This is a genomic window from Streptomyces alanosinicus, assembly GCF_014650595.1.
GTDB lineage: Bacteria > Actinomycetota > Actinomycetes > Streptomycetales > Streptomycetaceae > Streptomyces > Streptomyces alanosinicus.
Window position 1 is genome coordinate 42572 of sequence record NZ_BMVG01000007.1, and the last position, 24260, is coordinate 66831.

Genomic DNA, 24260 nt, shown 5'->3' on the forward strand with positions numbered 1-24260 from the left:
GTCAGCGCCCCGCCGGTACCGCCACTCCCATCACATCCCGGGCGTGGCGGTCCGGAGTCATGCGCAGCCGCCAGGCCTGCCAGCCGTCCTCCAGGCTGATGCCGCGCTCCAGGAGCAAGGTGTACGCCGAGAGACAGCCGGCCAGTTTCTCGTCCCGCAGGGGATGATCCGTGCGGGTCAGCTGGGCCAGCTCCTCCTGGGCGACCGCCGTGCCCACCTCCACCCCGCCCGGCGCCGCGTACGGCAGCAGGGTGCAGCGCAGAAAGCGGGCCCAGTCCTCGCCGCGCCGGTCGCCGTAGGAGGCGAACAGCTCCAGCGCCTCGTCGGACAGGCCGAGCGCGGCCTGCGCGCGCGCGTTGCCGGCGTCGACCACCGCCAGCTCCAGACAGGTCCACGCCTCGCCGTGGGCGACGCCGATGCGCTGGAAGTCGGCGCGGGCGTCCACCAGGAGTTGCCGGGCGAAGCCGGAGTTGCGCAGCGAGCCGGTCTGTGCGGCCCGCTGGTCGCGGGTGACCCGGGCCGAGTGGTGCCGGGCGCAGGCCAGGCCGTAGACGTCGCGCATCCGGGAGAACATCGTGCGGGACCGCTCCAGATCGCGCACCGCCCGGTCCAGTTCGCCGGCTTCCTCCAGCGCCTGGCCCAGGTAGTACAGCGTCCAGGCCTCGCCGCGCACGTCCTCGTTGTCCCGGTGCCGGGCGGCGGCCTGCCTGAGGCTCTCGACGGCCGGTGAGGCATCGCCGGCCACCAGCCGGGCCCGGGCCAGCTGGGTCAGCGCCCAGGCCTCGCCGCGTGCGTCGTGCGTCCGGCCGTACCGCTCCAGGGCCGCACGCAGCTCCGTCTCCGCGCGCGGTACGTCCCCCATCCGCAGGGCCAGCTGGCCGAGCTGGAAGTGCGCCCAGGCCTCGCCGTGCACCGAGCCGCCCTCGCGGTGCAGGACCAGGGAGCGGGTGAGCAGCTCCAGTGCCTCGGCGAGGTGGGCCCGGTCGCGCTGGACGGCGGCCAGGGCGTGCATCGTCCAGGCCCGGTCCGTCGACAGCTCCGGTGCGGCCTGCAGATCCAGTGCCTCCTGCAGCTTGGCGGCGCCCTCGGTGAGATTGCCCTGGTGGTGCAGGGTGATGCCGAGCGAGCACAGCGCGCGGGCCACGCCCGCGTCGTGATGCGCCTCCCGGTACAGGTCCACCACCGAGGCCAGCGTGGTGCGCGCCTTGTCGAGCTCGCCGAGCTGACGGGCCGCGATGCCGGTGCGCCACTGCACCGAGCGCACCAGCAGCCCCTGGTCCACGGCCTGGGCCAGCTCGCTGATCTCACCGAGCCGGTACAGGTCGCCGCGCAGCAGGCAGTAGTCGCACAGCGCGCCGAGCAGGTTCTGCACCGCCGACTGGTTCACGCCCTCGGCATGGCGCAGGGCGGCGGTGATGAAACTGGACTCGTCGTCCAGCCAGCTCAGGGCCTCGTCCAGCGAGGTGAAGCCGTGCGAGCCGAACTGGTGCGAGCGCGTCGACATGTTCCCGTCGACCAGGCGCAGCACCGAGTCGGCCAGCTCCGCGTAGTTCACGATCAGCCGTTCCTGCGCGGCCGTGCGCTCGGCGGGGTCCTCCTCGTCCAGCAGCCGGGCCTGGGCGAAGTCGCGCACCAGGTCGTGCAGGCGGTAGCGGCTGCCGCGCACATGGTCGATGAGGCCGGCCCGGGTGAGGGCGGCGAGCTGGCGGGTGGCCTCGCCCTCGTCCGTGCCGAGCAGGGCGACGGCGGCCGCGGCGCCCAGCGAGGCCCGGCCGACGAGCGCGAGCCTGCGCAGCAGCCGGCGCGCGGGCTCGGGCTGATCGGTGTAGCGCAGCCACAGGGCCCGCTCGACCGGCTCGACGGGGCCGTACGCGCTGAGGTCCGTGGCCAGTTGCCGGGGTGAGCGCGGGCCGAGTGCGGAGCCCGCGACCCTGAGCGCCAGCGGCAGTCCCGCGCACAGTGCGCGGATCCGCTCGGCGGACTCGGCGTCGTAGGGGCCCGACATGTCCTCGGCGGCCGCGCCCAGCAGCTCCTCGGCGCCGGCCGCGTCCAGCGCCTCGACCGGCAGATGGTGCACCCAGGCCGGCAGGTCCGCGGGCAGATCGAGGGCCGTCAGGGCGGTGACCAGGACCAGGCTGTCGGAGTGCTCGGGCACCAGGGCCCGGACCTGCTCCGGGTCGGAGGCGTCGTCCAGCACGATCGTCACCGGCAGGCCCGTCAGATGCCGGTGGTACAACTCGCCCAGCCGCTTGACCTGCTGGTCGGGGGACGAACGCTCACGGAACAGCAGCTGCTCGCGGGGCGCGCCGAGCCGGTTGAGCAGATGCAGCAGGGCGTCCCGCGTCGGCAGCGGCGTCTCCTCGCGCCGGCCGCCGCGCAGATCCACGACGACCGCGCCGCGGAAGTGGTCCCGCAGATCGTGCGCCGCGCGCGCCGCGAGCGTGGTCCGGCCGGAGCCGGGCTCGCCGTGCAGGACCACCACCGTCGGGCGGGTCTCGGTGGCTGCCCTGGCCGCCTGCGCCCACTGCCGGATCCGCGCCAGCTCCGCCCGGCGGCCCGCGAACAGGCCCTCCGCGTCCGGGAGCTGAGCGAACGACTGCTCAAGCACCGTGCGCCGGCGGGCCGCCGCGCTCTTGTCCGTGCCGCGCAGCGCCGGGCTGCCGCCGGTCTTCTTCGGCCCCGTCGAGGCGCTGAGCACCCGCTGCTGATCGAGGAAGGGCCGGATGCCGCGCACCTCCAGCGCGGTCAGCCACTGCAGCCGCAGCTGCTCGGGACCGCCGGGCTGGCCGGCCGCGCCCGCGCGGTGGTGCGCGGCGGGCAGATGGGCGCCGGCCACCTTCACCACGGAGGCCGCGGCACCGGCCACGCCGGCGGCGACGCCCGTGCCGACGGCCGTGCCGGCCCCGGTGCCCAGGGACAGGTCGGCCGCCGCGGCGGCCACCGCGGCGACGACCGCCACCAGCAGGGCCGTCGTGGCGCCCTCACGGGCGTACCGCTGGCCGAAGGTGAGCCGGCCCGCCTCGGACTCGTCCAGCGCCCGGGTGTACGCGGCGTACTCCTCGCCGGCCGCGCCCGCCATCGCCTCCAGCGCGCCGCGCGCCCGCGACAGCAGTACCTGTCCGTCGATGCGCCCGCCCGAGCGCCGTACCTCCTCCTCGACGGCGCGCGCCAGCAGACGCTCGGCCTCCGACCGATGGCCGTCCCGCATGTCCCGTCCCCCTCCGGCGGCAACTTCCTTGCCTATGAGTGTCCTTCGAGGAAGGCGGGATGGCGAGGGGCCGACGATCAGTGGGTGCGGTGAGGGTTGCGTGCCGGCTTCCCGACGGCCGGCCGGGCCGCCCTGCTCACCGTGTCCGGCGTCTGTCGGGGTGTCTGCCCACGGCGAGGTGGACGCAGGCCGCGGCCAGGCACGCCTCCGCCGCCGCGCACAGCAGTGCCTCGGCCAGGGGGGCGCCGGTGCCGGCTGTCGTGATGTCGAACCAGGCGTCCAGGACGGCGGTCGCGGCCGTCGCGGAGGCGGTGAGGCGGGCGCGGGGGTCGCCGCGCAGGCCCAGGAGGGCCGTCGTGGCGCAGCCCGCGGCCATGAGGACGTCCAGGCCGATCCAGGCCAGTGGCCAGTTGTCCACCCGCGCGCTGCCCGGCAGGGTCAGGGCCAGCACGGCCATCCACGGCAGCAGCAGAGCCGCCGCCGCTCCCAGCAGAACCAAGGGCCACTTCTTCCGCACGGTCATGCTCACGCCTTCCCCGTCTCGCGATCCCGTCTCGCGATCCCTCCGACTGCCACCACCGTAGAACGCAGAGAAAATTCTGCAAAGAAAAATCGGCAATCATCAGGGGCTTCTCAGGGTTCTCAGGGTTACCGTGGCGGAATGACCGACGGCATGCCCGAGATGACCAGCCTGGAGCGCACCGCCCTCTACAAGTCCCTCGGCAACCCCCTGCGCCGCCGGATCCTCGAATACCTCGGCCGGCACGGCGGGGCGAACTCCACCGTCCTCGCCCGCGAACTCGGCGAAAGCTCCGGCACCACCAGCTACCACCTGCGCAAACTCGCCGAGCAGAGACTCATCGAGGAGATCCCGGAGAAGTCGGGCGGGCGGGAGAGATGGTGGCGGGCCCTGCCCTTCAGCCACACCACGCCCGACCCGGCCACCATGGCCCCGGAGGAGTACGAGGCCGCGGCCCGGCTCGCCCATCTGAAGATAGAGGTCGACACCGCGCTGTACCGCCGTGCCCACCAGGAGTACCGCGGCCCCGAGGGCTGGGCCCAGGTCCAGCGCCACGGCACCTGGCTCACCCAGGAGGAACTGCTCGCGTTCATGCGCGAGTACCACGCGCTGCTCAAGCGATACGGCCACGCGCGCGAGGAGGCGCCCGACGGGGCACGCCCGGTGATGATGCGTTTCTACGCCGTCCCCGAGCCCGTGGGAGAGTGGAACGGTGAACCGACTGGCCGATGAGACGTCCCCGTATCTGCTCCAGCACGCCGACAACCCCGTGGACTGGTGGCCCTGGTCGGCCGAGGCCTTCGACGAGGCCCGCAGCACCGGCAGACCCGTCCTGCTCAGCGTCGGTTACAGCAGCTGCCACTGGTGCCATGTCATGGCGCACGAGTCCTTCGAGGACCGGGCCACCGCCGACTATCTCAACGAGCACTTCGTCAGCGTCAAGGTCGACCGCGAGGAACGGCCCGACGTCGACGCCGTCTACATGGAAGCCGTACAGGCGGCCACCGGGCAGGGCGGCTGGCCGATGACCGTCTTTCTGACACCGGATGCCGAACCCTTCTACTTCGGGACCTACTTCCCGCCCGAGCCGCGCCACGGCATGCCCTCCTTCCGGCAGGTGCTGGAGGGGGTGCGGCAGGCCTGGGACACCCGGCGGGACGAGGTGGGCGAGGTCGCCGGGAAGATCGTGCGCGATCTCGCGCAGCGGGAGATCAGCCACCAGGCCGCGCATCCGCCCGCCGAACCGGAACTCGCCCAGGCCCTCCTCGGGCTCACCCGCGAGTACGACCCGCAGCGCGGCGGATTCGGCGGGGCGCCGAAGTTCCCGCCGTCCATGGTGCTGGAGTTCCTGCTGCGGCATCACGCGCGGACCGGCGCCGAGGGCGCGCTGCAGATGGCCCAGGACACCTGCGAGCGCATGGCCCGGGGCGGGATCTACGACCAGCTGGGCGGCGGATTCGCCCGGTACTCCGTGGACCGCGGCTGGGTCGTGCCGCATTTTGAGAAGATGCTGTACGACAACGCGCTGCTGTGCCGGGTGTACGCGCATCTGTGGCGGGCCACCGGATCCGACCTCGCCCGGCGTGTCGCCCTGGAGACCGCCGACTTCCTCGTCCGCGAACTGCGCACGGAGGAAGGCGGGTTCGCCTCGGCGCTGGACGCCGACAGCGACGACGGCAACGGGCGGCATGTCGAGGGCGCCTACTACGTGTGGACGCCCGAGCGGCTGCGCGCGGTCCTCGGCGACGCGGACGGCGAACTCGCCGTCCGGTACTACGGCGTCACCGACGAGGGCACCTTCGAGCACGGACAGTCCGTTCTCCAGCTTCCCCAGCAGGACACCTTCATCGACGCCGGGAAGATCGCCTCCATCAGGGAACGGCTGCTCCACGAGCGCGGGCAGCGGCCGGCGCCCGGCCGGGACGACAAGGTCGTCGCCGCCTGGAACGGCCTCGCGCTCGCCGCGCTCGCCGAGACCGGCGCCTATTTCGACCGGCCCGACCTGATCGAGGCCGCCCTCGGCGCCGCCGACCTCCTCGTCCGCGTCCACCTCGACGAACACGCCCGGCTCGCCCGCACCAGCAAGGACGGCCGCGTCGGCCCCAACGCCGGTGTCCTGGAGGACTACGCGGATGTCGCCGAGGGCTTCCTGGCGCTGGCGTCCGTGACGGGGGAGGGGGTCTGGCTGGACTTCGCCGGGCTGCTCGTCGACCATGTGCTCGCCCGCTTCACCGACCCCGCGACCGGCGCCCTCTACGACACCGCCGCCGACGCCGAACCGCTCATCCGCCGGCCGCAGGACCCCACCGACAACGCCACCCCCTCCGGCTGGACCGCCGCCGCCGGCGCCCTGCTGAGCTATGCCGCGCACACCGGGTCCGAGGCCCATCGGACCGCCGCCGAGCGGGCGTTGGGCGTCGTGCAGGCCCTCGGGCCGCGCGTGCCACGGTTCATCGGCTGGGGGCTCGCCGTCGCCGAGGCCCTGCTGGACGGGCCCAAGGAGATCGCCGTCGTCGGACCCGGCCGCGCCGACGCACGGACGACGGCCTTGCACCGTACGGCACTTCTGGGCACCGCCCCCGGCGCGGTCGTGGCCATGGGTGTGGCGGAGAGTGATGAGTTTCCGCTGCTCGTCGACCGGCCGCTGGTGGGCGGAGAACCGGCCGCGTACGTCTGCCGGAACTTCACCTGTAACGCGCCGACGACCGATCCGGAACGGTTGCGGACCATGCTCAACAGCCACTGAGCTGCGGCGACAAGAGGGCGGGAAAGCGTGAACTGTCCGAAAGTGAGCGGGTGTTCGGATAGATACCGCTTCCCGTAGCACCGTTCCGAAACAAGCTATTTATCGGAAGAGCTCCCACGCTTCACAGATCCCCCCTACGCTCTCCACAGCGACACGACGGGTGACCCGTTGGTGACCGACCGTCGTGCGCACAGGGGGTTTCAGCGGATCTGGGGGGATCTTCTTGCTGACGTCTGTCTTCATCGCTGCCGTTTCGCTTGCCCTTTTCTGGATGGCGGCCTTCACCCTGTGGTGGCAGATGCACGCGTGGCGCACGCCCGAGGTGCTGGCCTCCACCCGATTCGGCAGACCGGACGGGGGTGAGCACCTGTCCTTCTCGCTGCTCCTGCCGGCCCGGCACGAGCAGGCCGTACTCGACCACACCATCCAGCGGCTGCTGGAGTCCACGCACACCGACTTCGAGATCATCGTGATCGTCGGGCACGACGACCCCGAGACCACGGCCGTGGCCGAGCAGGCCGCCGCCCGGGACCCGCGCGTCCGGGTCGTCGTCGACACCCACGAGAAGAAGAACAAGCCGAAGGCCATGAACACGGCGCTGCCGCACTGCCGCGGCGACGTCGTCGGGGTCTTCGACGCCGAGGACCAGGTCCACCCGGAGCTGCTCACCCACGTCGACCACGCCTTCCGCACGACACGCGCGGACGTCGTCCAGGGCGGGGTGCAGCTCATCAACTTCCACTCCAGCTGGTACAGCCTGCGCAACTGCCTGGAGTACTTCTTCTGGTTCCGCTCCCGGCTGCACCTGCACGCGCAGAAGGGGTTCATCCCGCTCGGCGGCAACACCGTCTTCGTACGGACCGACGTCCTCAGGGAAGCGGACGGCTGGGATCCCGACTGCCTCGCCGAGGACTGCGACCTGGGGGTCCGGCTCTCGTCCGTCGGCAAGAAGGTCGTCGTCGCCTACGACTCCGACATGGTGACCCGCGAGGAGACCCCGGGCTCCCTGATGTCGCTGCTCAAGCAGCGCACCCGCTGGAACCAGGGATTCCTGCAGGTCTACCGGAAGAAGGACTGGCGCGAACTCCCCGGATTCGGCCAGCGGCTGCTCGCCCGGTACACCCTGATGACCCCGTTCATGCAGGCCTTCTCCGGCGTCGTCATCCCGCTCAACGCGGCCGTCGCGCTCTTCCTCGACGTCCCCGTGGGCGTCGCCTTCCTCACCTTCCTGCCGCTGGTCACCGCCGTCGTCACCTTCGTGTTCGAGGTGGTCGGCCTGCACGACTTCGGCGTCCAGTACGGCCTGCGGGTCCGCCTCTCCCACTACGTCAAGCTCATCGTGGGCGGCCCCTTCTACCAGGTCCTCCTCGCCGGTGCCGCGATCCGCGCCGTCTGGCGTGAGCAACGCGGCCGCAACGACTGGGAGTTGACCACGCACGTCGGCGCGCACCTCGCCGAGCCCCTCCGAGAGGACGTTCCCGCGTGACCTCCACCCTCCCCGCGGTGACCGCAGCGAAGGTCCCCGCGGCGCATCGAGCTGCGCCCGAAACGCCGTCGACCGGTGCCGCACCGCCCTCGGCGCGGCTCCGCGCCCTGCGCCCCGACCTGCTGGTCTGCGGCGGACTGCTCATGGTGATCCTCGTCGTCCAGGGCTGGAACATCGCCGACTACCCGACCCTCAGCGACGACGAGGGCACCTACCTGGCCCAGGCCTGGGCCGTCCAGCAGGGCCGGGGCCTCGCCCACTACACCTACTGGTACGACCACCCGCCGCTCGGCTGGATCCAGATAGCCCTGCTCGGCTGGCTCCCCGCGAAGCTCAGCCCCGGCTCCATGGACGTCGCCACCATGCGGATCGCCATGCTGCTGATCAGCGGCGTCAGCGCGGTCCTCGGCTATGTCCTCGGGCGCCGGCTCTCGCTGCCGCGCTGGGCCGCCGGACTCGGCATGGCCCTGTTCGGGCTCTCCCCGCTCGCGGTCGTGCTCAGCCGGGAGATCTTCCTCGACAACATCGCCGTCATGTGGCTGCTGCTGGCGTTCTGCCTCGCCGCCTCGCCCAGCCGGCACCTCTGGCATCACTTCGGCGCCGGTCTCGCCGCCGCCGCGGGCGTGCTCACCAAGGAGACGATGCTCGTCGTCCTGCCCGCCCTGTTCGTCACCATGTGGCGGCACAGCCATCGCGACACCCGCAAGTTCGCCCTCACCGGAGCCGTCACCGCCTGCGCCCTGCTCGGCTTCTCCTACCCGCTGTTCGCCCTGCTGAAGGGCGAGCTGCTGCCGGGCGCCGGACACGTGTCCCTGTGGGACGGCATCACCTACCAGATGTCCAGGCCCGGTTCGGGATTCGTGCTCGATCCGGGCTCCGGCTCCTACGGCGTCCTGCACTCCTGGCTGTACTACGACCGGGTCCTGCCCCTCGGCGGCCTCGCCGGAGCCCTGCTCCTGCTGCTCACCTGGCGCTGGTCGCTCACCGCCCGCGCCCTCGCCGGACCGTCCCTGGCCGTGGCGATCCTCGCCGCCGTCGCCCTGCGCCCGAACGGCTATCTGCCGGCGATGTACGTCATCGGCGCGCTGCCGTTCCTCGCCCTGGTGCTGGCCGGCGGCGCCGCGTCCGTCGTCCACGCGATCGTCTGCAGAGGGCGGTCCGAGCGCGAGAAGCGGTACGTCACCGGCGGCCGGTACGCGCTCACCGCCGTCCTCGCCCTCACCGCCGGCGCCTACGTCGTACCGCACTGGTACGACGGCGACCGCACCGCCGTCACCGCCGACGCCAACAAGCCCTACCGGCAGGCCTCCCGCTGGCTCAGCACGAAGGTGGCGGACCCGAAGGACACCCGGGTCCTCGTCGACGACGCCCTCTGGCTGGACCTCGTGCACGCCGGCTACCGGCCCGGACTCGGCGCCATCTGGTTCTACAAGGCCGACCTCGACCCGGCCGTCACCAAGACCATGCCGCACGGCTGGCGGGACATCGACTACGTGGTCGCCTCGCCGACGGTCCGCCGCGACGCCAAGGACCTGCCGAACGTCAGGGCCGCCATCCAGCACTCCGCGCCGGTCGCCACCTTCGGCACCGGGGACGACCGCATCGAGATCCGGCGGATCGGGGCCACGGCCACCGGGGGCGCCCGATGACCGAGTCCACCGCACCCGTCCCCGGCCTCGACGCCGCGGAGGTCCCCGAACCGGGCGCCGTCACCATCGTCGTACCGACCTTCAACGAGTCCGCGAACATCCGGCAGCTGCTGCGCCGGATCACCGAGTCGGTGCCCGCGCGGCTGCCCTGTGAGGTCCTCTTCGTGGACGACTCCACCGATGACACCCCCGAGGTGATCCGCGCGGCCGCCCAGGACTGCCCGTTCCCGGTGGCCGTGGTGCACCGCGAGGAACCCGTCGGCGGGCTCGGCGGGGCGGTCGTCGAGGGGCTGAAGGCCGCGACCTCGCAGTGGATCGTCGTCATGGACGGCGACTGCCAGCATCCGCCGTCCCTGGTACCGGAGTTGGTGGCCACCGGGGAGCGGGCGAAGGCCGACCTCGTCGTCGCCTCCCGGTACATCGAGGGCGGCAGCCGGGCCGGGCTCGCCGGCGGCTACCGGGTGGCCGTCTCGCGCGGCGCGACCTGGCTCACCAAGGCCCTCTTCCCCCGCCGGCTGCACGGCATCAGCGACCCGATGAGCGGCTTCTTCGCCCTGCGGCGCAGCGCCGTCACCGCCGACGCGCTGAAGCCCCTCGGCTACAAGATCCTCCTTGAGCTGGCCGTCCGCGGCCGGCCGCGCCGGGTCGCCGAGGTGCCGTTCGTCTTCCAGGAGCGGTTCGCGGGGGAGTCCAAGTCGACCGCGCAGGAGGGCTTCCGCTTCCTGCGCCATCTGGCCGGGCTGCGCACCGCATCGCCCGTCGCCCGCATGGTGGGCTTCGGGCTGATCGGCGCCAGCGGCTTCGTGCCGAACCTCGTCGGGCTGTGGGCGCTCACCGCCCTCGGGGTGGACTACCTGCCCGCCGAGATCCTCGCCAACCAGCTGGGCGTCGCCTGGAACTTCCTGCTCATCGAGCAGCTGCTGTTCCGCGACCGGCGGGCGCACCGCCGCTGGTGGGACCGGCTCGGCCGGTTCGCGCTCCTCGCCAACGCCGACCTGGTGCTGCGCCTGCCGCTGATGGCGCTGCTGGTCGGCCGGTTCGGCATGGGCGCCCTGCCCGCCACCGCGCTCGCGCTGGTCATGACGTTCGTCCTGCGCTTCGTCGGGACCGAGGCGCTGATCTACCTCCCCCGCCGCCGGGGGAGCCGAGCAAGGAGAGCCGCTTGAGCAACACGCACCGCAGACGGACCGCGCTGTTCGGGGTGGGTGCCCTGACCGCCGGTCTGCTGCTGACCACGCCCCAGCCGGCCGAGGCCGCCAACATGATCAAGAACCCCGGCTTCGAGACGGCCGGCCCGGACGGCACACCGTACTGCTGGGAGAAGTCCGGCTGGGGCGACAACGACTTCACCTTCGAGACCACCTCGGACGCGCACTCCGGTGCCAGCGCCATGAAGGTGACGCTGACCCGCCGGGTCGACGGCGACCGCAAGGCGATGGTCACCGAGTCCACCGCGTGCGCGCCGGTGGTGTCGGCGGGCAAGCAGTACGACCTGGGGCTCTGGTACAAGACCACGACCCCGGACGCCAACGTCACCCTCTTCCGGCACGACACCACCACCGGCTGGCAGTACTGGACCGACGTCAAGACCCTTGACATGGCGTCGAGTTGGACACAGGCCACCGTCCGCACGCCCGAGGTCCCGCCCGGGACCGACCAGATCACCTGGGGTGTCTCGGTCTACGGCACGGGGTCGGCCACCACCGACGACTACACCATGGACCAGGTGCCCGACGTCGCCCCGCCCGCGCGGTGCACCGGCACCGACGACCAGTGCGCGAACGGCAGCTGGTCGGTCCTGCCGACGCAGAACCCGGTCCGCTCCATGCACTCCGTCGTCCTCAGCAACGGCAAGGTGCTGCTGATCGCCGGCTCCGGCAACAGCCAGGACGCCTTCAACGCGGGCACGTTCACCAGCGCGGTCTACGACCCGGTGAACGGCACCTACAAGGTCATCCCCACCCCGAAGGACATGTTCTGCGCCGGGCATGTGCAGCTCCAGGACGGCCGCGTGCTCGTGCTGAGCGGCAACAAGGCCTATCCGGACCCGAACGGCAGCCACGGCTACGAGGGGTTCAAGGACTCGTACATCTTCGATCCGAAGACCGAGACGTACACCAGGACCAATGACCTCAACGACGGCCACTGGTACCCGTCGGCGACCGAGCTGGGCAACGGTGATGTCATCACCTTCGGCGGACTGCGCGAGGACTCCACCGGATCGGTGACCGCCGAGCGCTGGTCCGACAAGGATCAGCAGTGGCTGCCGACGTGGAAGGTCAACCAGAGCTGGTCCTTCTGGGGTCTGTACCCGGCGATGGTCCTGATGCAGGACGGCCGTCTCTTCTACACGGGCAGCCATGTCTTCGGCAACAACATCCCCGGCACGGGCTCCGCGGTCTACGACTACGACGCCAACACGATCACCCAGATCCCGGGGCTGCAGAACAAGGACCAGCGGGACCAGTCGTCGTCCGTGCTGCTGCCCCCGGCGCAGGACCAGCGGGTGCTGACGGTCGGCGGCGGCAACATCGACTCCAACCCCGAGGCGGGCCGCCTCACCGACGTGATCGACCTCAAGCAGCCGAATCCGTCGTACGTCGCCGGGCCGCCGATCCCGCAGGGCACGGTCGACCTCGGCAACGGCAAGATCGCGGAGACCGGAAACCAGGGCAAGATGTACGTCTCCACCGTGCTGCTGCCCGACGGCAAGGTGCTGGAGACGGGCGGCGCCCTGCACAACCGGGCCAACCCGGTGTACGAGTCCTCGCTCTACGACCCCGGCACCAACACCTTCGATCCGGTGGCCGCCGACCCCGAGTCCCGCGGCTATCACTCCTCGGCGTTCCTGCTGCCCGACGGCCGGGTGATGGCCACCGGCGACAACCCGGGCAACGGCGGCTGGAACCACAACGTGTCGATCTACACCCCGCCTTACCTCTACAAGGGCACCCGGCCGACGATCACCTCGGTGATCAGCCAGGAGTGGAAGTACGGCGACACCCAGCGGATCACCGTCGACCGGCCCATCGCCAAGGCGGAGTTGATCCGCCCGGCCGCGGTGACGCATTCGTCCGACCCGAATCAGCGCTTCGTCGACCTGCCGCTGTCCGTGGACGGCAACAACGTCGACCTGAACGTGACGAACAACCCGAATATCGCGCCGCCCGGCTGGTACATGCTCTTCGCGGTCGACGCCAACGGGGTGCCCTCGGTGGCCCAGTGGGTGCATCTGACGGGCCCGGCGGCCCTGACCGCCGCGTCCCCGCACATCCACGCCTTCGCCGACGAACTCACCGGCAAGGTGGCGGGACCCGGCAGGAAGAGGGCCGCGCAGCAGGTCAGCCCGACCCTCTCCGGCTGCGACCGGCACTACGGCTCGGTCAATGTGTGTGTGCCGACCGTGTTCCCGGCGCAGGTGAGGAAGACGACCACGGCCCGCTGTACCTGGCTCCGGCAGAACCACTACGGCCGGCTGAGGGTCAACGGCGCCGACGACCCCCTGGGCCTGGACCCGAACCGGGACGGACTGGCGTGCGGGAAGGGGGACACCCGCAGGTCCTAGGACCTGTCGGCGAGGGCGCGTTCCACGATGGCTTCCAGCTGGTCGTGGTGCGCGCCCTTCCAGTACGCCCGGCCGCACCGGGTGCACTGGGCGAAGACGTCGTACGAGCGCTGGGTGCCGCCCTTGAGCTGGTCGGCGACCTCGTCCTTGGTGGCCTGGCGGAGCAGGCCGTTGCAGGCGGTGCAGCGGGTCCAGGGGGCGAGGTCGGGGGCGAAGCGGTCGAGGATGTCGCGCAGTTGGTCGTCGGGCCGGGTGCTGTAGACGAACGCGCCGGCGAACAGTTCACGGCGGCGCAGCAGGCCCCGGTCGCGGCTGAGCATCACCCGCTTCTCGGCCGCGGAGCGGGTGGCCAGCGCGGGGTCGCCGATGTCCGTCGACTCGTACGCCGCGTCCACGCCGAGCAGCCGCAGCCGGCGGGCGAGGGTGCCGAGATGGACGTCGAGGAGGAAGCGCAGCGGGGCGCCGGGCACCCGCTGGGGGCGTTCGACGGGGCGCACCCGCACCGTCTCGCCCGCCTGCGGGATATGCGAGACCGGCACCTCGCGGCCGTCCACGACCAGGGCGCCGACCTCGGTCAGCGGGACACCGAGGGACTCGATGACATGGCCGAGCGTCGAGACGCCGTCCGTGCCGAGCGGGGTGATGCCGGCCCGGCGGGCGGCCGGCACGAACAGATGGAGGGCGGGAGCGACTTCGACGTGGATCTCCGGTCGGTTCACCCCGCCAGCATCGCACGGGAGCCGGTCTGGGCCTCAGCGGATTTCGCGGGGGACGCCGTGCTCCAGGACGTCCAGGGTGCGGTCGACCAGCGTCGCGAAGTCGTCCCGGTGGTCGTGCTCCGCCCAGTACATGGAGGTCTCCATCAGACCGCCGATCAGGGACATGGCGTAGACCCGGACCTCCAGGCTGTCGGGGGCGCGGCCGGTGCGCTCGCCGATGGCCTCGCAGAGCATGCGGCCGGTGGCCGACATGCTCTCCATCATCCGTGAGCGCACCGCCGGGACCTGGACCATGAGGTGGGTGCGCAGCCGGGACACCTCCTCGTCCTCGGAGGTGCCGAGTTCGACGGCCCGGTGCAGGACGTGGCGGAGGGTCTCCGGCCAGGGTTCCTCGACGGGCCGCTGCCTGATCTCGCTCAGGATGATCGGGTCGTACTCGTCGGTGAGGACGATGTCCTCCTTGGTCGGGAAGTACCGGAAGACGGTCGACGGCGACACCTCGGCGCGCTCGGCGATCTGGTCGATCGTCGTGGCGTCGTAGCCCTGCTCCTTGATCAGGGTGTAGGTCGCCGCGCGGATCGCCTCCCGGGTCTTGATCTTCTTGCGTTCGCGCAGCCCCGGCTGCGGGCGGTCGGCGGGCGAGAAGGGGGAGCGTGCGGCCGTCATGCCGGTCATTGTCCGCCATCGGCGGCCGCGCTGGCCACGGTGGTCACGGCCGGGGTCCCCTCCGGCTCGGTCGCCCGCACGGGCGGCGCGCTGGGCAGCAGCAGCGCGGCGAGCAGCGCTGCCAGGAGGGAGGCGATGCCGCAGACGATCAGCACCAGGGTCATGCCGTGCACGTAGGCGGTGTTCGCGGAGACCGCCAGCTGGGCCGAGCCGGTGTGTGCGGCCACCACATGGGCGGCGACCACGGACTCCTTGGCGGCATGTGCCGCGGGTCCGGGCAGCCCGGCCACGTCGAGCCGGTCCCGGAAGGCGCCGGCGAGAAGGCTGCCGAGCAGAGCGACCCCGATCGCGCCGCCGACCTGGCGGACGGTGCTGAGCAGCCCGGAGCCGCTGCCGGCCCGCTCGGCGGGCAGGGCGCCGAGCGCGCCGTCCATGGCCGGGACCATCGCGCAGCCGAAGCCCAGGCCCGTGACCGACAGCCACAGCGCGGTGAATCCATAGCCGTCGTGCACGGTCGTACGGCTGCCCAGCAGGGCGGCGAAGGCGAGCACGACCAGACCGGCGCTGACCACGGCGCGCGCTCCGAAGCGGGCGGTGAGCGGATGGCCGAGCTTCGCGGCGATCATCAGCCCGGCCATCATGGGCAGCAGTCGCAGACCGGTGCCGAAGGCGTCGTGGCCGAGGACCGCCTGGAGATACGTCGGCACGGCGAACATCAGGCCGGACAGCACGAACATCACCAGCGTCGCGGCGACCGTGTTGAGCAGGAAGCCGCGGTGGGTGAGCAGGCCCATGTCCAGCATGGGGCGGGTCATCCGGCGTTCGCGCAGCACCAGGGAGCCGAGCAGAAGAGCCGCCGCCGCGAACATCGCCAGTTCCAGGCCGTCGCCCCAGCCGCGGTCCGGGGCCTTGATGATCGCGTAGATGAGGGTGCCCAGGCCGGCCGCGGTGAGTGCGGTGGAGACGGCGTCGACCTTCGGGGTGGCCGGGTCCCGGGTCTCCGGCAGCAGGAAGAGACAGGCGGCCGTGCCCAGGGCGGCCATCGGGATGTTGATCAGGAAGACCGAGCCCCACCAGAAGTGGTTCAGCAGAAAGCCGCCGACCAGCGGGCCGAGGGGCATGCCGAGCGCGGAGGCGGCGGTGATCAGGCTGATGGCCCTGCCGCGCTCGTCCGGGCCGAACATCGCGGGCAGCACGGACAGCGACAGCGGCATGATCAGCGCGGCGCCGACGCCCATGACCGCGCGGGCGGCGACGACGGCGTTCACATCACCGGCCAGCGAGCCCAGCACGGAGCCGCCCAGGAAGACGGCGAGTCCGGCGATGAGCATCCGGCGCCGGCCGAACCGGTCGCCGAGCAGGCCCGCCGGGAGCATCAGCGCGGCGAAGACCACGATGTACGCGTCCGCCATCGACTGCTGCTGCCCGGTCGTGGCGCCGAGCTGCCCGGCCATGGTCGGCAGGGCCACATTGAGGATCGTCGAGTCGAAGGCGAGCACCAGCATGCTCGCGACCAGGGCCCCGAGGGCCCACCAGCGGCGGGGGTCGCGCCGAGTGTCGTCGGCGTGAGTGACAGTAGCCATGAAGTGAAGGTAACTCTCAAAATCACGTGACTGTCAACCAGTAGTGGATGCCAATCAGTGGTGAGTGTCATAATGCCTGAGACGGGCATACGAAAACGGCCACGGCTGGTGAGCCGTGGCCGTGAGGGGAGGGGGAGGGTTACGCGTGCTGGTAGGCCACCAGCGAGATGCCGACGTAGTGGACGATGAACGCGGCGAGCGTGAGGGAGTGGAAGACCTCGTGGAAGCCGAACCAGCGCGGTGACGGGTTCGGGCGTTTGATGCCGTAGATCACGCCGCCGGCGCTGTAGAGCAGGCCGCCGACGACCACCAGGACCAGGACCGCTATGCCGCCGGTGCGCAGGAAGTCGGGCAGGAAGAAGACGGCCGCCCAGCCCATCGCTATGTAGCAGGGCGTGTAGAGCCAGCGCGGGGCGCCGACCCAGAAGACACGGAAGACGATGCCGGCCGCCGCGGCGGCCCAGATGCCCCACAGCAGCCACTGCCCCTTGGCGCTGGGCAGGAGCAGCATGGTCAGCGGGGTGTAGGTGCCGGCGATGATCAGGAAGATGTTGGCGTGATCCAGACGGCGCAGGACGCCGTCCATCCGGGGGCTCCAGTTGCCCCGGTGGTACAGCGCGCTGACGCCGAAGAGCAGGCAGGCCGTCAGGACGTAGATCCCGCAGGCGATACGGCCTCTGGTGGAGTCGGCGAGGGCGGTGAGCACGAGGCCCGCGATGAGCACGGCCGGGAACATGCCGAGGTGCAGCCAGCCGCGGAGTCTGGGCTTGACCGGATGCGGCAAGGAAGGCGCGCCAGGACCGCGGCCGGCGGCCGGCGAATCCATGGGCGCGTCGGGGGCGGACGCAGTCATGAGCCGCATCGTACCTACGGAACCGTAAGTTACGGATCAGTCTCGCCGACGGATTGTCGCGCAGTGGCCATCGTCTCACGGGCGGCGGGGTCGTGGTGTTCAAAAAGTCTTCCAGGCGAACTCAACGTGCACGTAAAGGAACACGGAGATATGCAGGGGAGATGCGAAAACCGTGGCCTTCCTCACGCCGCTCACCTGTGACACCCCCTGGACAGATGGGCACTCTCGACGGATGATCAAATGAGTGCGGTCGGCACCGGATGAGCGCCCACAGTCGCAGTGACTGCGAAGCATCCGGGTCGCAGCCCCCACGGGGCCCCAGGAAAAATCCCTCACCAGGGCAAAATCCCTCACTTAGGAGCAATCGTGGCGCGCGACATCGCGGCTCCCGCCCCCACCAACCACCAGGAACTGGTCTCGTGGGTCAACGAGATCGCCGAACTGACCCAGCCGGACAGTGTGGTCTGGTGCGACGGCTCCGAGGCCGAGTACGACCGGCTTGCCGAAGAGCTGGTGGCCAAGGGCACCTTCAAGAAGCTCGACCCGATCAAGCGCCCCCACTCCTACTACGCCGCCTCCGACCCGACCGATGTCGCGCGTGTCGAGGACCGGACCTTCATCTGCTCCGAGAAGGAGGAGGACGCGGGCCCGACCAACCACTGGAAGGCCCCCGCCGAGATGCGGGAGATCTTCAGCGGCGAGAAGGGCCTGTTCCGCGGCTCCATGCGGGGCCGCACCATGTACGTCGTCCCGTTCTGCATGGGCCCGCTCGGCTCCCCGCTGTCCGCGATCGGCGTGGAGATCACCGACTCCGCCTACGTCGCCGTCTCCATGCGCACGATGACGCGCATGGGCCAGGCCGTCCTGGACGAACTCGGCGACGAGGGCTTCTTCGTCAAGGCCGTCCACTCACTCGGCGCCCCGCTGGAAGAGGGCCGGCAGGACGTTCCGTGGCCGTGCAACTCCACCAAGTACATCTCGCACTTCCCCGAGTCGCGCGAGATCTGGTCCTACGGCTCCGGCTACGGCGGCAACGCCCTGCTCGGCAAGAAGTGCTACGCGCTGCGTATCGCCTCCGTCATGGCGCGTGACGAGGGCTGGCTCGCCGAGCACATGCTGATCCTCAAGCTCACCCCGCCGCAGGGCGAGTCGAAGTACGTCGCCGCCGCCTTCCCGAGCGCCTGCGGCAAGACCAACCTCGCCATGCTGGAGCCCACGGTCTCCGGCTGGACCGTGGAGACCATCGGCGACGACATCGCCTGGATGCGGTTCGGCGAGGACGGCCGGCTGTACGCGATCAACCCCGAGGCCGGCTTCTTCGGTGTCGCGCCCGGCACCGGCGAGCACACCAACGCCAACGCGATGAAGACGCTGTGGGGCAACGCCGTCTTCACGAACGTCGCGCTCACCGACGACGGCGACGTGTGGTGGGAGGGCATGACCGAGGAGCTGCCGGCCCGCCTGACCGACTGGAAGGGCAACGCCTGGACGCCCGCCTCCGAGACGCCGGCCGCCCACCCCAACGCCCGCTTCACCGTCCCGGCCGCCCAGTGCCCGATCATCGCGCCGGAGTGGGAGGACCCCAAGGGCGTGCCGATCTCGGCGATCCTCTTCGGCGGCCGCCGCGCCACCGCGGTGCCGCTGGTGACGGAGTCCTTCGACTGGAACCACGGCGTCTTCCTCGGTGCCAACGTGGCCTCCGAGAAGACCGCCGCCGCCGAGGGCAAGGTCGGCGAGCTGCGCCGCGACCCCTTCGCGATGCTGCCGTTCTGCGGCTACAACATGGGCGACTACATGGGCCACTGGGTCGATGTCGCCAAGGGCAAGGACCAGTCCAAGCTGCCGAAGATCTACTACGTCAACTGGTTCCGCAAGAACGACCAGGGCAAGTTCGTCTGGCCGGGCTTCGGCGAGAACTCCCGTGTCCTGAAGTGGATCGTGGAGCGCCTGGACGGCAGGGCCGAGGGCGTCGAGACCCCGATCGGTGTGCTGCCGACGCGCGAGGCGCTCGACACGAACGGCCTCGAACTGGCCGACTCCGACCTGGACTTCCTGCTCTCGGTCGACAAGGAGGTCTGGCGCGAGGAGGCCGCGCTCGTCCCCGACCACCTGAACACCTTCGGCGACCACACCCCGAAGGAGCTGTGGGACCAGTACGAGGCGCTGGTGAAGCGCCTGGGTTAGTCCCGGCACAGAGACTCCACGGCCGGCCGTCGTGCCCTGACCAGCGATCGTCCCGGCCGGCCGTGGATCGGCCCACGGGGTCCCGCACAACGGCGTGCGGGGCCCCGTCCTTTCAGTTGTTGCGCTCCTCCAGATAGCGGGTGTGCGACTCCTGCCGCCGGGCCTCCTTGTCCCGAAAGTCCGTGACCAGGTGTTCGGCCTCCTCGCGGAGCAGGGCCAGCTGGCGGTCCAGATGGCGTTCCGGGGACTGTGCGCCCGCGGTCATCCGGGTCCACCAGCGGGTGCGGACATACGCGTCGACGGCCTCCGGGATGTCCTGCCGTACCGCGCGGGACACCGTGTGCACGCCGTCGGGGTCCTGGGCGAGGGCCTCGGCGACCCAGCCCGGCTCCAGCAGCGCGGTCAGCAGCTCGGTGAGCTCGGCGAGCCAGTCGCCGGCCGTGGCGGGCAGTTCGACGTCCGCGAGATAGGCCCGCAGCTTCTCGAAGTCGGCCCGGATGGCGTCCAGCTGGGCCGACGGGCTCGGGAAGTCGGGCAGGGCCGGCCGCTGTGGCGGGGCGACCAGCGCGCCCGCGCCGTACAGGCCCGCGACCACCACCGGCCAGTACGGTCCCGCGACCCCGGTGAACGTCAGCACCAGCCCGACGACCCCCAGGGTGCCGCCGGTGAGGTTCTTCGGCGACTCCAGATAGCCGAGGACTCTACTGGTAGCCACGGATCTCCTCGAAGGCGCCGTCCAGCGAGCCCTGCTGGGCGTCGAAGAGACGGCCGCCGGTCAGGTCGGCGATGTGCTGCAGCTCCGTGCGGGAGGAGTCGCCGAAGAGGATCGGGAAGACGGGGGTGTCCCGCCGGATGCCGGTCAGGGAGCGGTAGAAGCCGTCGAAGTCACCCGCGTCGACGCCGGCCGTGTTCTCACCGTCGGTCATCAGCACGATCGAGGTGAACGTGTCCTTGCCGCCGCCGAGATGGTCGTACGCCTTCTCCAGCGAGGTGTAGATCGCGGTGCCGCCGTCGGCGGTGAGGCCGTCGGTGTCCTGGCGGATGGCGGCCAGGCCGGCCTTCGGGTCCTTGGGGTCGACGACATGGGTGCGCACGCTCTTCACGGTCGAGCCGAACGGCATCAGTGTCACCTCCTCGCGGTCCCGGAAGTCGCCGGTGAGACCGGTCAGCGCCGTCTTCAGCGCCGTCAGCCGCTCGCCCGCCATCGAGCCGGAGGTGTCGAGGACGTACACCGTGCGGGAGGGGCGGCGCAGCTCGTTCTCGTAGGAGCTGAGGAGGCCGTCGGCGACCGAGCGGCTGCCGGGGAAGGGCAGTTCGCGGCGCCGGCCGGTGTCGAGGCCGGCGGCGGGCGGCACCGAGGCGACGACCGGGCGGCGGTGGGTGGTGTCGGTGATGAGCTTCTGGACGGCGTCGGTGCGCAGGTCCTCGGTCACCCTGCGGACGTCCTCGCGGGTGCCGGCGCTCGTCGAGGCGAGCGAGGAGAGCGGGTAGTCGGCGGTGACGACGCCGTCGCCGGGGCGGATCACGGTGAGGCCCGGGACGCCCTTGAGCACGGACTCGTAGTTGAGCAGCGCGTCGACGGTGCCGCGCCGCTTGTAGGCGGTGGCCAGCCAGCCCGAGGATCCCGAGGTCAGCTTCTGGCCCTTGAAGAACTCCTTCAGCCGTGGCGTGGCCTTGGCGACATCGGCGTCGGTGAGCGCGGACTGGGCGCCGGAGAGGGCCGAGGCCACCGAGATCAGCGTGGAGAAGCCGGAGTTGGAACGGGCCGGGTCGGTCATGCCGTAGGTCAGCCTGCCGTCCTGTACGGCCTGTTCGATCTGGCCCCAGGTGACCTGCTCCGGCTTCCAGCCGAGGGCCTTGACCGTGGCCGGTCTGACGCCGATGGCGACCGGGCTGGACATCACCGGGGTCTCGGACACCACCTTCTTCGCCGCGTCGGGCCGCAGCCGCAGATAGTCGTCCGAGGACAGCCACAGCGCGTCGTACGCCCCGTCGGCCTTGCCCCTGGCCAGCAGGTCCACGGCGTCCAGGGTGCCCATGTAGGTGGGCCGGATCGTGATGCCGGTGTCCTTGCGGACGCGGTCGAAGACGGCGGTCATGTCGCTGAGTTCGCTGGAGGCGAGCACACGCAGGGTGCCGGGCTTCGGGGCCGTGGGGTCGTCCTTCTTGTGGTCGTCGGAGGTGCAGCCGCTCAGCAGGGCGGCTGTCGCGGCCGTCGCCGCCGCCGCGGCGAGCAGGGCGCGGGCGGATCGTCGTCGTCTCATGCGAGCGGGCCCTCCAAGGCGCCCTGGGACCTGCTGCGTTCCAAGTAGGCGGTGGCGTGGTGCAGTTCGTCGGTCAGCGAGGCCACCGTCGAGGCCATCACCTCGGTCGCCTGCACCTTGTAGCTGTCGATGGCGTCGAGGGTGCGGTAGATCTGCTGGAACGCGCCGCGCAGCGTCTCCGCGCCGACGGCCGGGTCGGCGGCGATGCGCTGGACGTCCTCGGCCTGCGAGGAGAGCATCTCGGCGTTGCCCCGGACGAGGCCCTCGGTCGTCCGGCGCAGGGCGTCGACCTGCTCGACGACCTTCTTCTGCTTGTCCAGCGCGGAGGCCAGGATCACGGCGATGCGCAGCGCGGACACGGTGGTCGTGGCGGCCCGGTCGACGCCCTTGATCAGCTCGTTGTTGTTGCGGCGTACGACGTCCATGGCGAGGTAGCCCTGCGCGCACACCGCGAGCTGGGTGAGCAGGTCCTGGTGCTTCTGCCGGATCGGGAAGAGCACGTCGGCGCGCAGCGCGTCGGCCTGCTCGGGGTCGCGGGACCCGGCGATGTGCTCCTCGACGGCCGCGTCCAGCGCCTCGGTGAGGACGACGTACTCCTGGAGCTTGCCCATGGTCTCCCACAGCCGGACCCGCTCGGTCTGCAACGCGGCGTTGTCCCGGCGCAGTTCGTCCTGGCCGCCGCGCAGGGTGCCCACGATCTGGTTCAGCGTGCCCTGCGCGGAGGCGAACCCGGCGACGTGGTCGCGCAGCCGGGTGCCGCCGGGCAGCCGGGACAGGAACTTCCGGCTCCGGCTCCCGGGCAGCTCACGCGGGTCCAGATCCGCCACGACCCGGCGTAGCTCCACCAGCGAGCCGGCGACCTTCGCCGTCGCGTCCCCGCCCTTGTCGGGCAGGCTGCGCAGGGTCCGCTCCAGCATCCGGTTGGACTGTGCGGCGGCGGTCCGCAGCTCACCCGCGCCGAGCCCGGCGATCTCGCCGACCTTGCCCGTGAACTCGGGCGAGCGGGCGTCGAGCGCGGCGAGCGAGGCGACATAGGCACCGGCCTTCCTCGCCATCTCCTCCCGCACCGTGTCCTCGACGGGTACGAGCCCACCGGCCTTGTCCCGGGGCACGGCGCGCACCGGCTCGGGCGGCGAAAGGCTGAACTCACCCTCGTTGCCTGTCACGTCACTCGCCCCCCGGGTCATCCGCGCGCCCGGCGGGTCATCTCGTGCAGCACCTGGGAGGTGGGCACGGGCGCCTGCCGGACGCCGGTGAGGTTCTGGTTGAGATAGCCGGACACGCCGACGGCAGCCGAGACGAACTCGGCGGCGTCGCCCTGCGGCCTGAATCCGTGCCGGACGGCCAGCTTGCGCAGGGCCGGGTCGGTGCCGAGGAGTTCGCCGAGCGCACGGCCGTTCGCGTCGAGCGGTACGACGGTGTGGTCGCTGTTGACCGTGGTGTCCGGGTAGAGCACCACGAGGTCGTTCGCGGTGTGCTGCTGGATGAGCAGCGAGGCGATCTGGGACTCGTACATCAGCACCAGCGGGTTCCCGGCGCCGCTGACGAAGTCCCGGAACACCGAGTCGCTGCTGGACTGCTGGGCACCCTGGACGCTGACCAGCTTGCGCAGCAGGGGCGCGGTGCGGCCGACGTCGGCCGTGCTCGCGACCACCTTGCCGCCGTTGGCGACGTAGGAGGCGTCGGCGAGATACAGGGCACCGGAGTTGGAGGTCTCGGGGTCGGTGCTCGTGATGTAGAGCGTGCCCGTCAACTCCCCGTGCGCGGTGGCCCCCTTGAGCTGCTGCCAGGTCCGGTCGGCCCGGACGGCGTCCAGATAGGCGCCCGTCTTCAGTGTGCCGCGGTGCTGCCCGTCCAGCACGGCCAGCCCGTTGGCCGCGAGCACGTCGGCGGCGCTGCGGTGGGCCACGACGACCAGCGGTGAGTAGAAGGGCCGGGGCAGCGGCTCCTGCGCGTGGTATTTGGCGGCCAGTTGGTCGGCGGGCGCCTGGCTTCCGGGGAAGGCGAAGTCGTAGCCCTTGAGATCCAGTCCGTCCATGGCCCAGGACCCGGAGGACTCGACCTTCACGGTGTAGCCCTTGGCGGCGAGGGCCTTCACCACATCGGGATCGGCGAAGAAGTCCGCCTTCTCCGACCCGATCACTCCACGCACGGTCTTCGTTGCCGTGCCCTTGTCCTCCCCGTGCCGCCCAGCGACGACAGCGGCCACCACGCCACCGATCAGCAGCACGGCGAGGACGATTCCAGCGATACGTCTCACGCCGGGGACTGTGCTCCCGGAACCCGACATTCCCTGTGTCCGGGAGTGAACGGTGGGTGACATACCGGCCCCGGCACTGCAACGCCCCCACGACGGGACGCACCCTGGGTGGACCCGGGACGGGGTCAGTGGGCGGCGCTGAGTTCCTGCGGGTCGGCCAGTGCGGCGCTGTGCGCGTCCATCCGCTCGGCGGAGAGGATCGCGGCCGCGGTGTCCGCGCGCGACGCCGCGACGACGAGGGCCCGGCCGGCGAGGGTGTGTGCCCGCTGGTGCAGTGCCCCCGGATCACCGGCCGCGGCCGATGCCGCACGCGTCGGCGCGTGGCCGCCCCGGAGCCTGCCGACCTCGCGGGCCAGGCGTTCCGCGGCGTGGTCCAGCTCGGCGGACGGAGTCAGCCCACGCAGCTCGTCCGTCACCGCCAGCAACGCGGCGAGGTGCCCCGCGAGCTGGATGTCCAGCTCCTCCTCGCGTGAGCGGTGGGGGAAGTCGGAGGTGGTGCCGGCCATCGTGCTGTGGACCGACTTGGTGCGGATCGGTTCGTACATGGGGGATGGCCT

18 protein-coding genes are annotated in these 24260 nt (G+C 71.3%); 7 read left to right on the forward strand and 11 right to left on the reverse strand.

Annotation, left to right across the window (positions count from 1 at the left end; all coding sequences use genetic code 11):
• Window position 1: 1 nt before the first annotated feature.
• The gene (locus IE277_RS17365; protein ID WP_189953395.1) at window positions 2–3208 is read right to left on the reverse strand and encodes a tetratricopeptide repeat protein; all 3207 of its coding nucleotides are present in this window, start codon (window positions 3206–3208) and stop codon (window positions 2–4) included.
• Between the two features lie 136 nt (window positions 3209–3344).
• Window positions 3345–3731 (reverse strand): hypothetical protein, encoded by a 387-nt coding sequence (locus tag IE277_RS17370; RefSeq protein WP_189953397.1) that lies wholly within the window; start codon window positions 3729–3731, stop codon window positions 3345–3347.
• Window positions 3732–3869: 138 nt separating this feature from the next.
• Between IE277_RS17370 and IE277_RS17375 the strand changes: the two genes are divergently transcribed.
• The 6 genes from IE277_RS17375 to IE277_RS17400 all read left to right on the forward strand — a co-directional run bounded on the left by IE277_RS17375 (window position 3870) and on the right by IE277_RS17400 (window position 13174).
• Window positions 3870–4460 (forward strand): ArsR/SmtB family transcription factor, encoded by a 591-nt coding sequence (locus IE277_RS17375; RefSeq protein WP_189953399.1) that lies wholly within the window; start codon window positions 3870–3872, stop codon window positions 4458–4460.
• Complete coding sequence (locus IE277_RS17380) at window positions 4441–6474, forward strand: thioredoxin domain-containing protein (RefSeq protein ID WP_189953401.1); 2034 nt, start codon at window positions 4441–4443, stop codon at window positions 6472–6474. Before IE277_RS17375 ends, IE277_RS17380 begins: the two co-directional genes overlap by 20 nt.
• A gap of 223 nt (window positions 6475–6697) precedes the next feature.
• Window positions 6698–7960, forward strand: coding sequence for a glycosyltransferase (locus IE277_RS17385; RefSeq protein WP_189953403.1), 1263 nt, complete (start codon window positions 6698–6700; stop codon window positions 7958–7960).
• The gene (locus IE277_RS17390) at window positions 7957–9609 is read left to right on the forward strand and encodes an ArnT family glycosyltransferase (RefSeq protein WP_189953404.1); all 1653 of its coding nucleotides are present in this window, start codon (window positions 7957–7959) and stop codon (window positions 9607–9609) included. Before IE277_RS17385 ends, IE277_RS17390 begins: the two co-directional genes overlap by 4 nt.
• The gene (locus tag IE277_RS17395; RefSeq protein WP_189953406.1) at window positions 9606–10775 is read left to right on the forward strand and encodes a glycosyltransferase; all 1170 of its coding nucleotides are present in this window, start codon (window positions 9606–9608) and stop codon (window positions 10773–10775) included. Before IE277_RS17390 ends, IE277_RS17395 begins: the two co-directional genes overlap by 4 nt.
• A gap of 95 nt (window positions 10776–10870) precedes the next feature.
• Complete coding sequence (locus IE277_RS17400) at window positions 10871–13174, forward strand: galactose oxidase early set domain-containing protein (RefSeq protein WP_229881743.1); 2304 nt, start codon at window positions 10871–10873, stop codon at window positions 13172–13174.
• Here IE277_RS17400 and IE277_RS17405 read toward each other — a convergent pair.
• The 4 genes from IE277_RS17405 to trhA form a co-directional block, all read right to left on the reverse strand.
• Entirely contained in the window at window positions 13171–13893 is a 723-nt protein-coding gene (locus IE277_RS17405; protein ID WP_189953408.1) for a Mut7-C RNAse domain-containing protein, read from the reverse strand. The two genes, IE277_RS17400 and IE277_RS17405, sit on opposite strands and share 4 nt — an antisense overlap.
• Before the next feature lie 33 nt (window positions 13894–13926).
• On the reverse strand, window positions 13927–14559 hold the full coding sequence (locus IE277_RS17410) for a TetR/AcrR family transcriptional regulator (RefSeq protein ID WP_444544843.1): 633 nt from the start codon (window positions 14557–14559) through the stop codon (window positions 13927–13929).
• 5 nt (window positions 14560–14564) lie between these two features.
• Entirely contained in the window at window positions 14565–16142 is a 1578-nt protein-coding gene (locus IE277_RS17415) for an MFS transporter (protein WP_189953412.1), read from the reverse strand.
• 139 nt (window positions 16143–16281) lie between these two features.
• Window positions 16282–16995: a PAQR family membrane homeostasis protein TrhA gene (gene trhA / locus IE277_RS17420; RefSeq protein ID WP_189953413.1), complete on the reverse strand. Its 714-nt coding sequence runs from the start codon at window positions 16993–16995 to the stop codon at window positions 16282–16284.
• Between the two features lie 366 nt (window positions 16996–17361).
• Here trhA and IE277_RS17425 point away from each other — a divergent pair, with 366 nt between their 5' ends.
• Window positions 17362–19179: a phosphoenolpyruvate carboxykinase (GTP) gene (locus IE277_RS17425; RefSeq protein ID WP_189953415.1), complete on the forward strand. Its 1818-nt coding sequence runs from the start codon at window positions 17362–17364 to the stop codon at window positions 19177–19179.
• Between the two features lie 112 nt (window positions 19180–19291).
• On the opposite strand, the gene IE277_RS17430 is transcribed toward IE277_RS17425, so the two are convergent.
• From IE277_RS17430 to IE277_RS17450, 5 genes are all read right to left on the reverse strand, one after another.
• Window positions 19292–19894: a hypothetical protein gene (locus IE277_RS17430; protein WP_189953417.1), complete on the reverse strand. Its 603-nt coding sequence runs from the start codon at window positions 19892–19894 to the stop codon at window positions 19292–19294.
• Window positions 19881–21443 carry a vWA domain-containing protein gene (locus tag IE277_RS17435; RefSeq protein ID WP_189953419.1) on the reverse strand — a complete coding sequence of 521 codons (1563 nt, stop codon included), beginning with the start codon at window positions 21441–21443 and terminating at the stop codon, window positions 19881–19883. Before IE277_RS17435 ends, IE277_RS17430 begins: the two co-directional genes overlap by 14 nt.
• Window positions 21440–22630: a toxic anion resistance protein gene (locus tag IE277_RS17440; RefSeq protein WP_189953422.1), complete on the reverse strand. Its 1191-nt coding sequence runs from the start codon at window positions 22628–22630 to the stop codon at window positions 21440–21442. Before IE277_RS17440 ends, IE277_RS17435 begins: the two co-directional genes overlap by 4 nt.
• Window positions 22627–23703, reverse strand: a complete 1077-nt coding sequence (locus IE277_RS17445) for a substrate-binding domain-containing protein (RefSeq protein ID WP_229881690.1) — start codon at window positions 23701–23703, stop codon at window positions 22627–22629. The genes IE277_RS17440 and IE277_RS17445 overlap by 4 nt, the downstream gene beginning before the upstream one ends.
• A gap of 125 nt (window positions 23704–23828) precedes the next feature.
• Complete coding sequence (locus tag IE277_RS17450; protein ID WP_189953426.1) at window positions 23829–24248, reverse strand: SCO4983 family protein; 420 nt, start codon at window positions 24246–24248, stop codon at window positions 23829–23831.
• Between the last annotated feature and the right edge of the window lie 12 nt (window positions 24249–24260).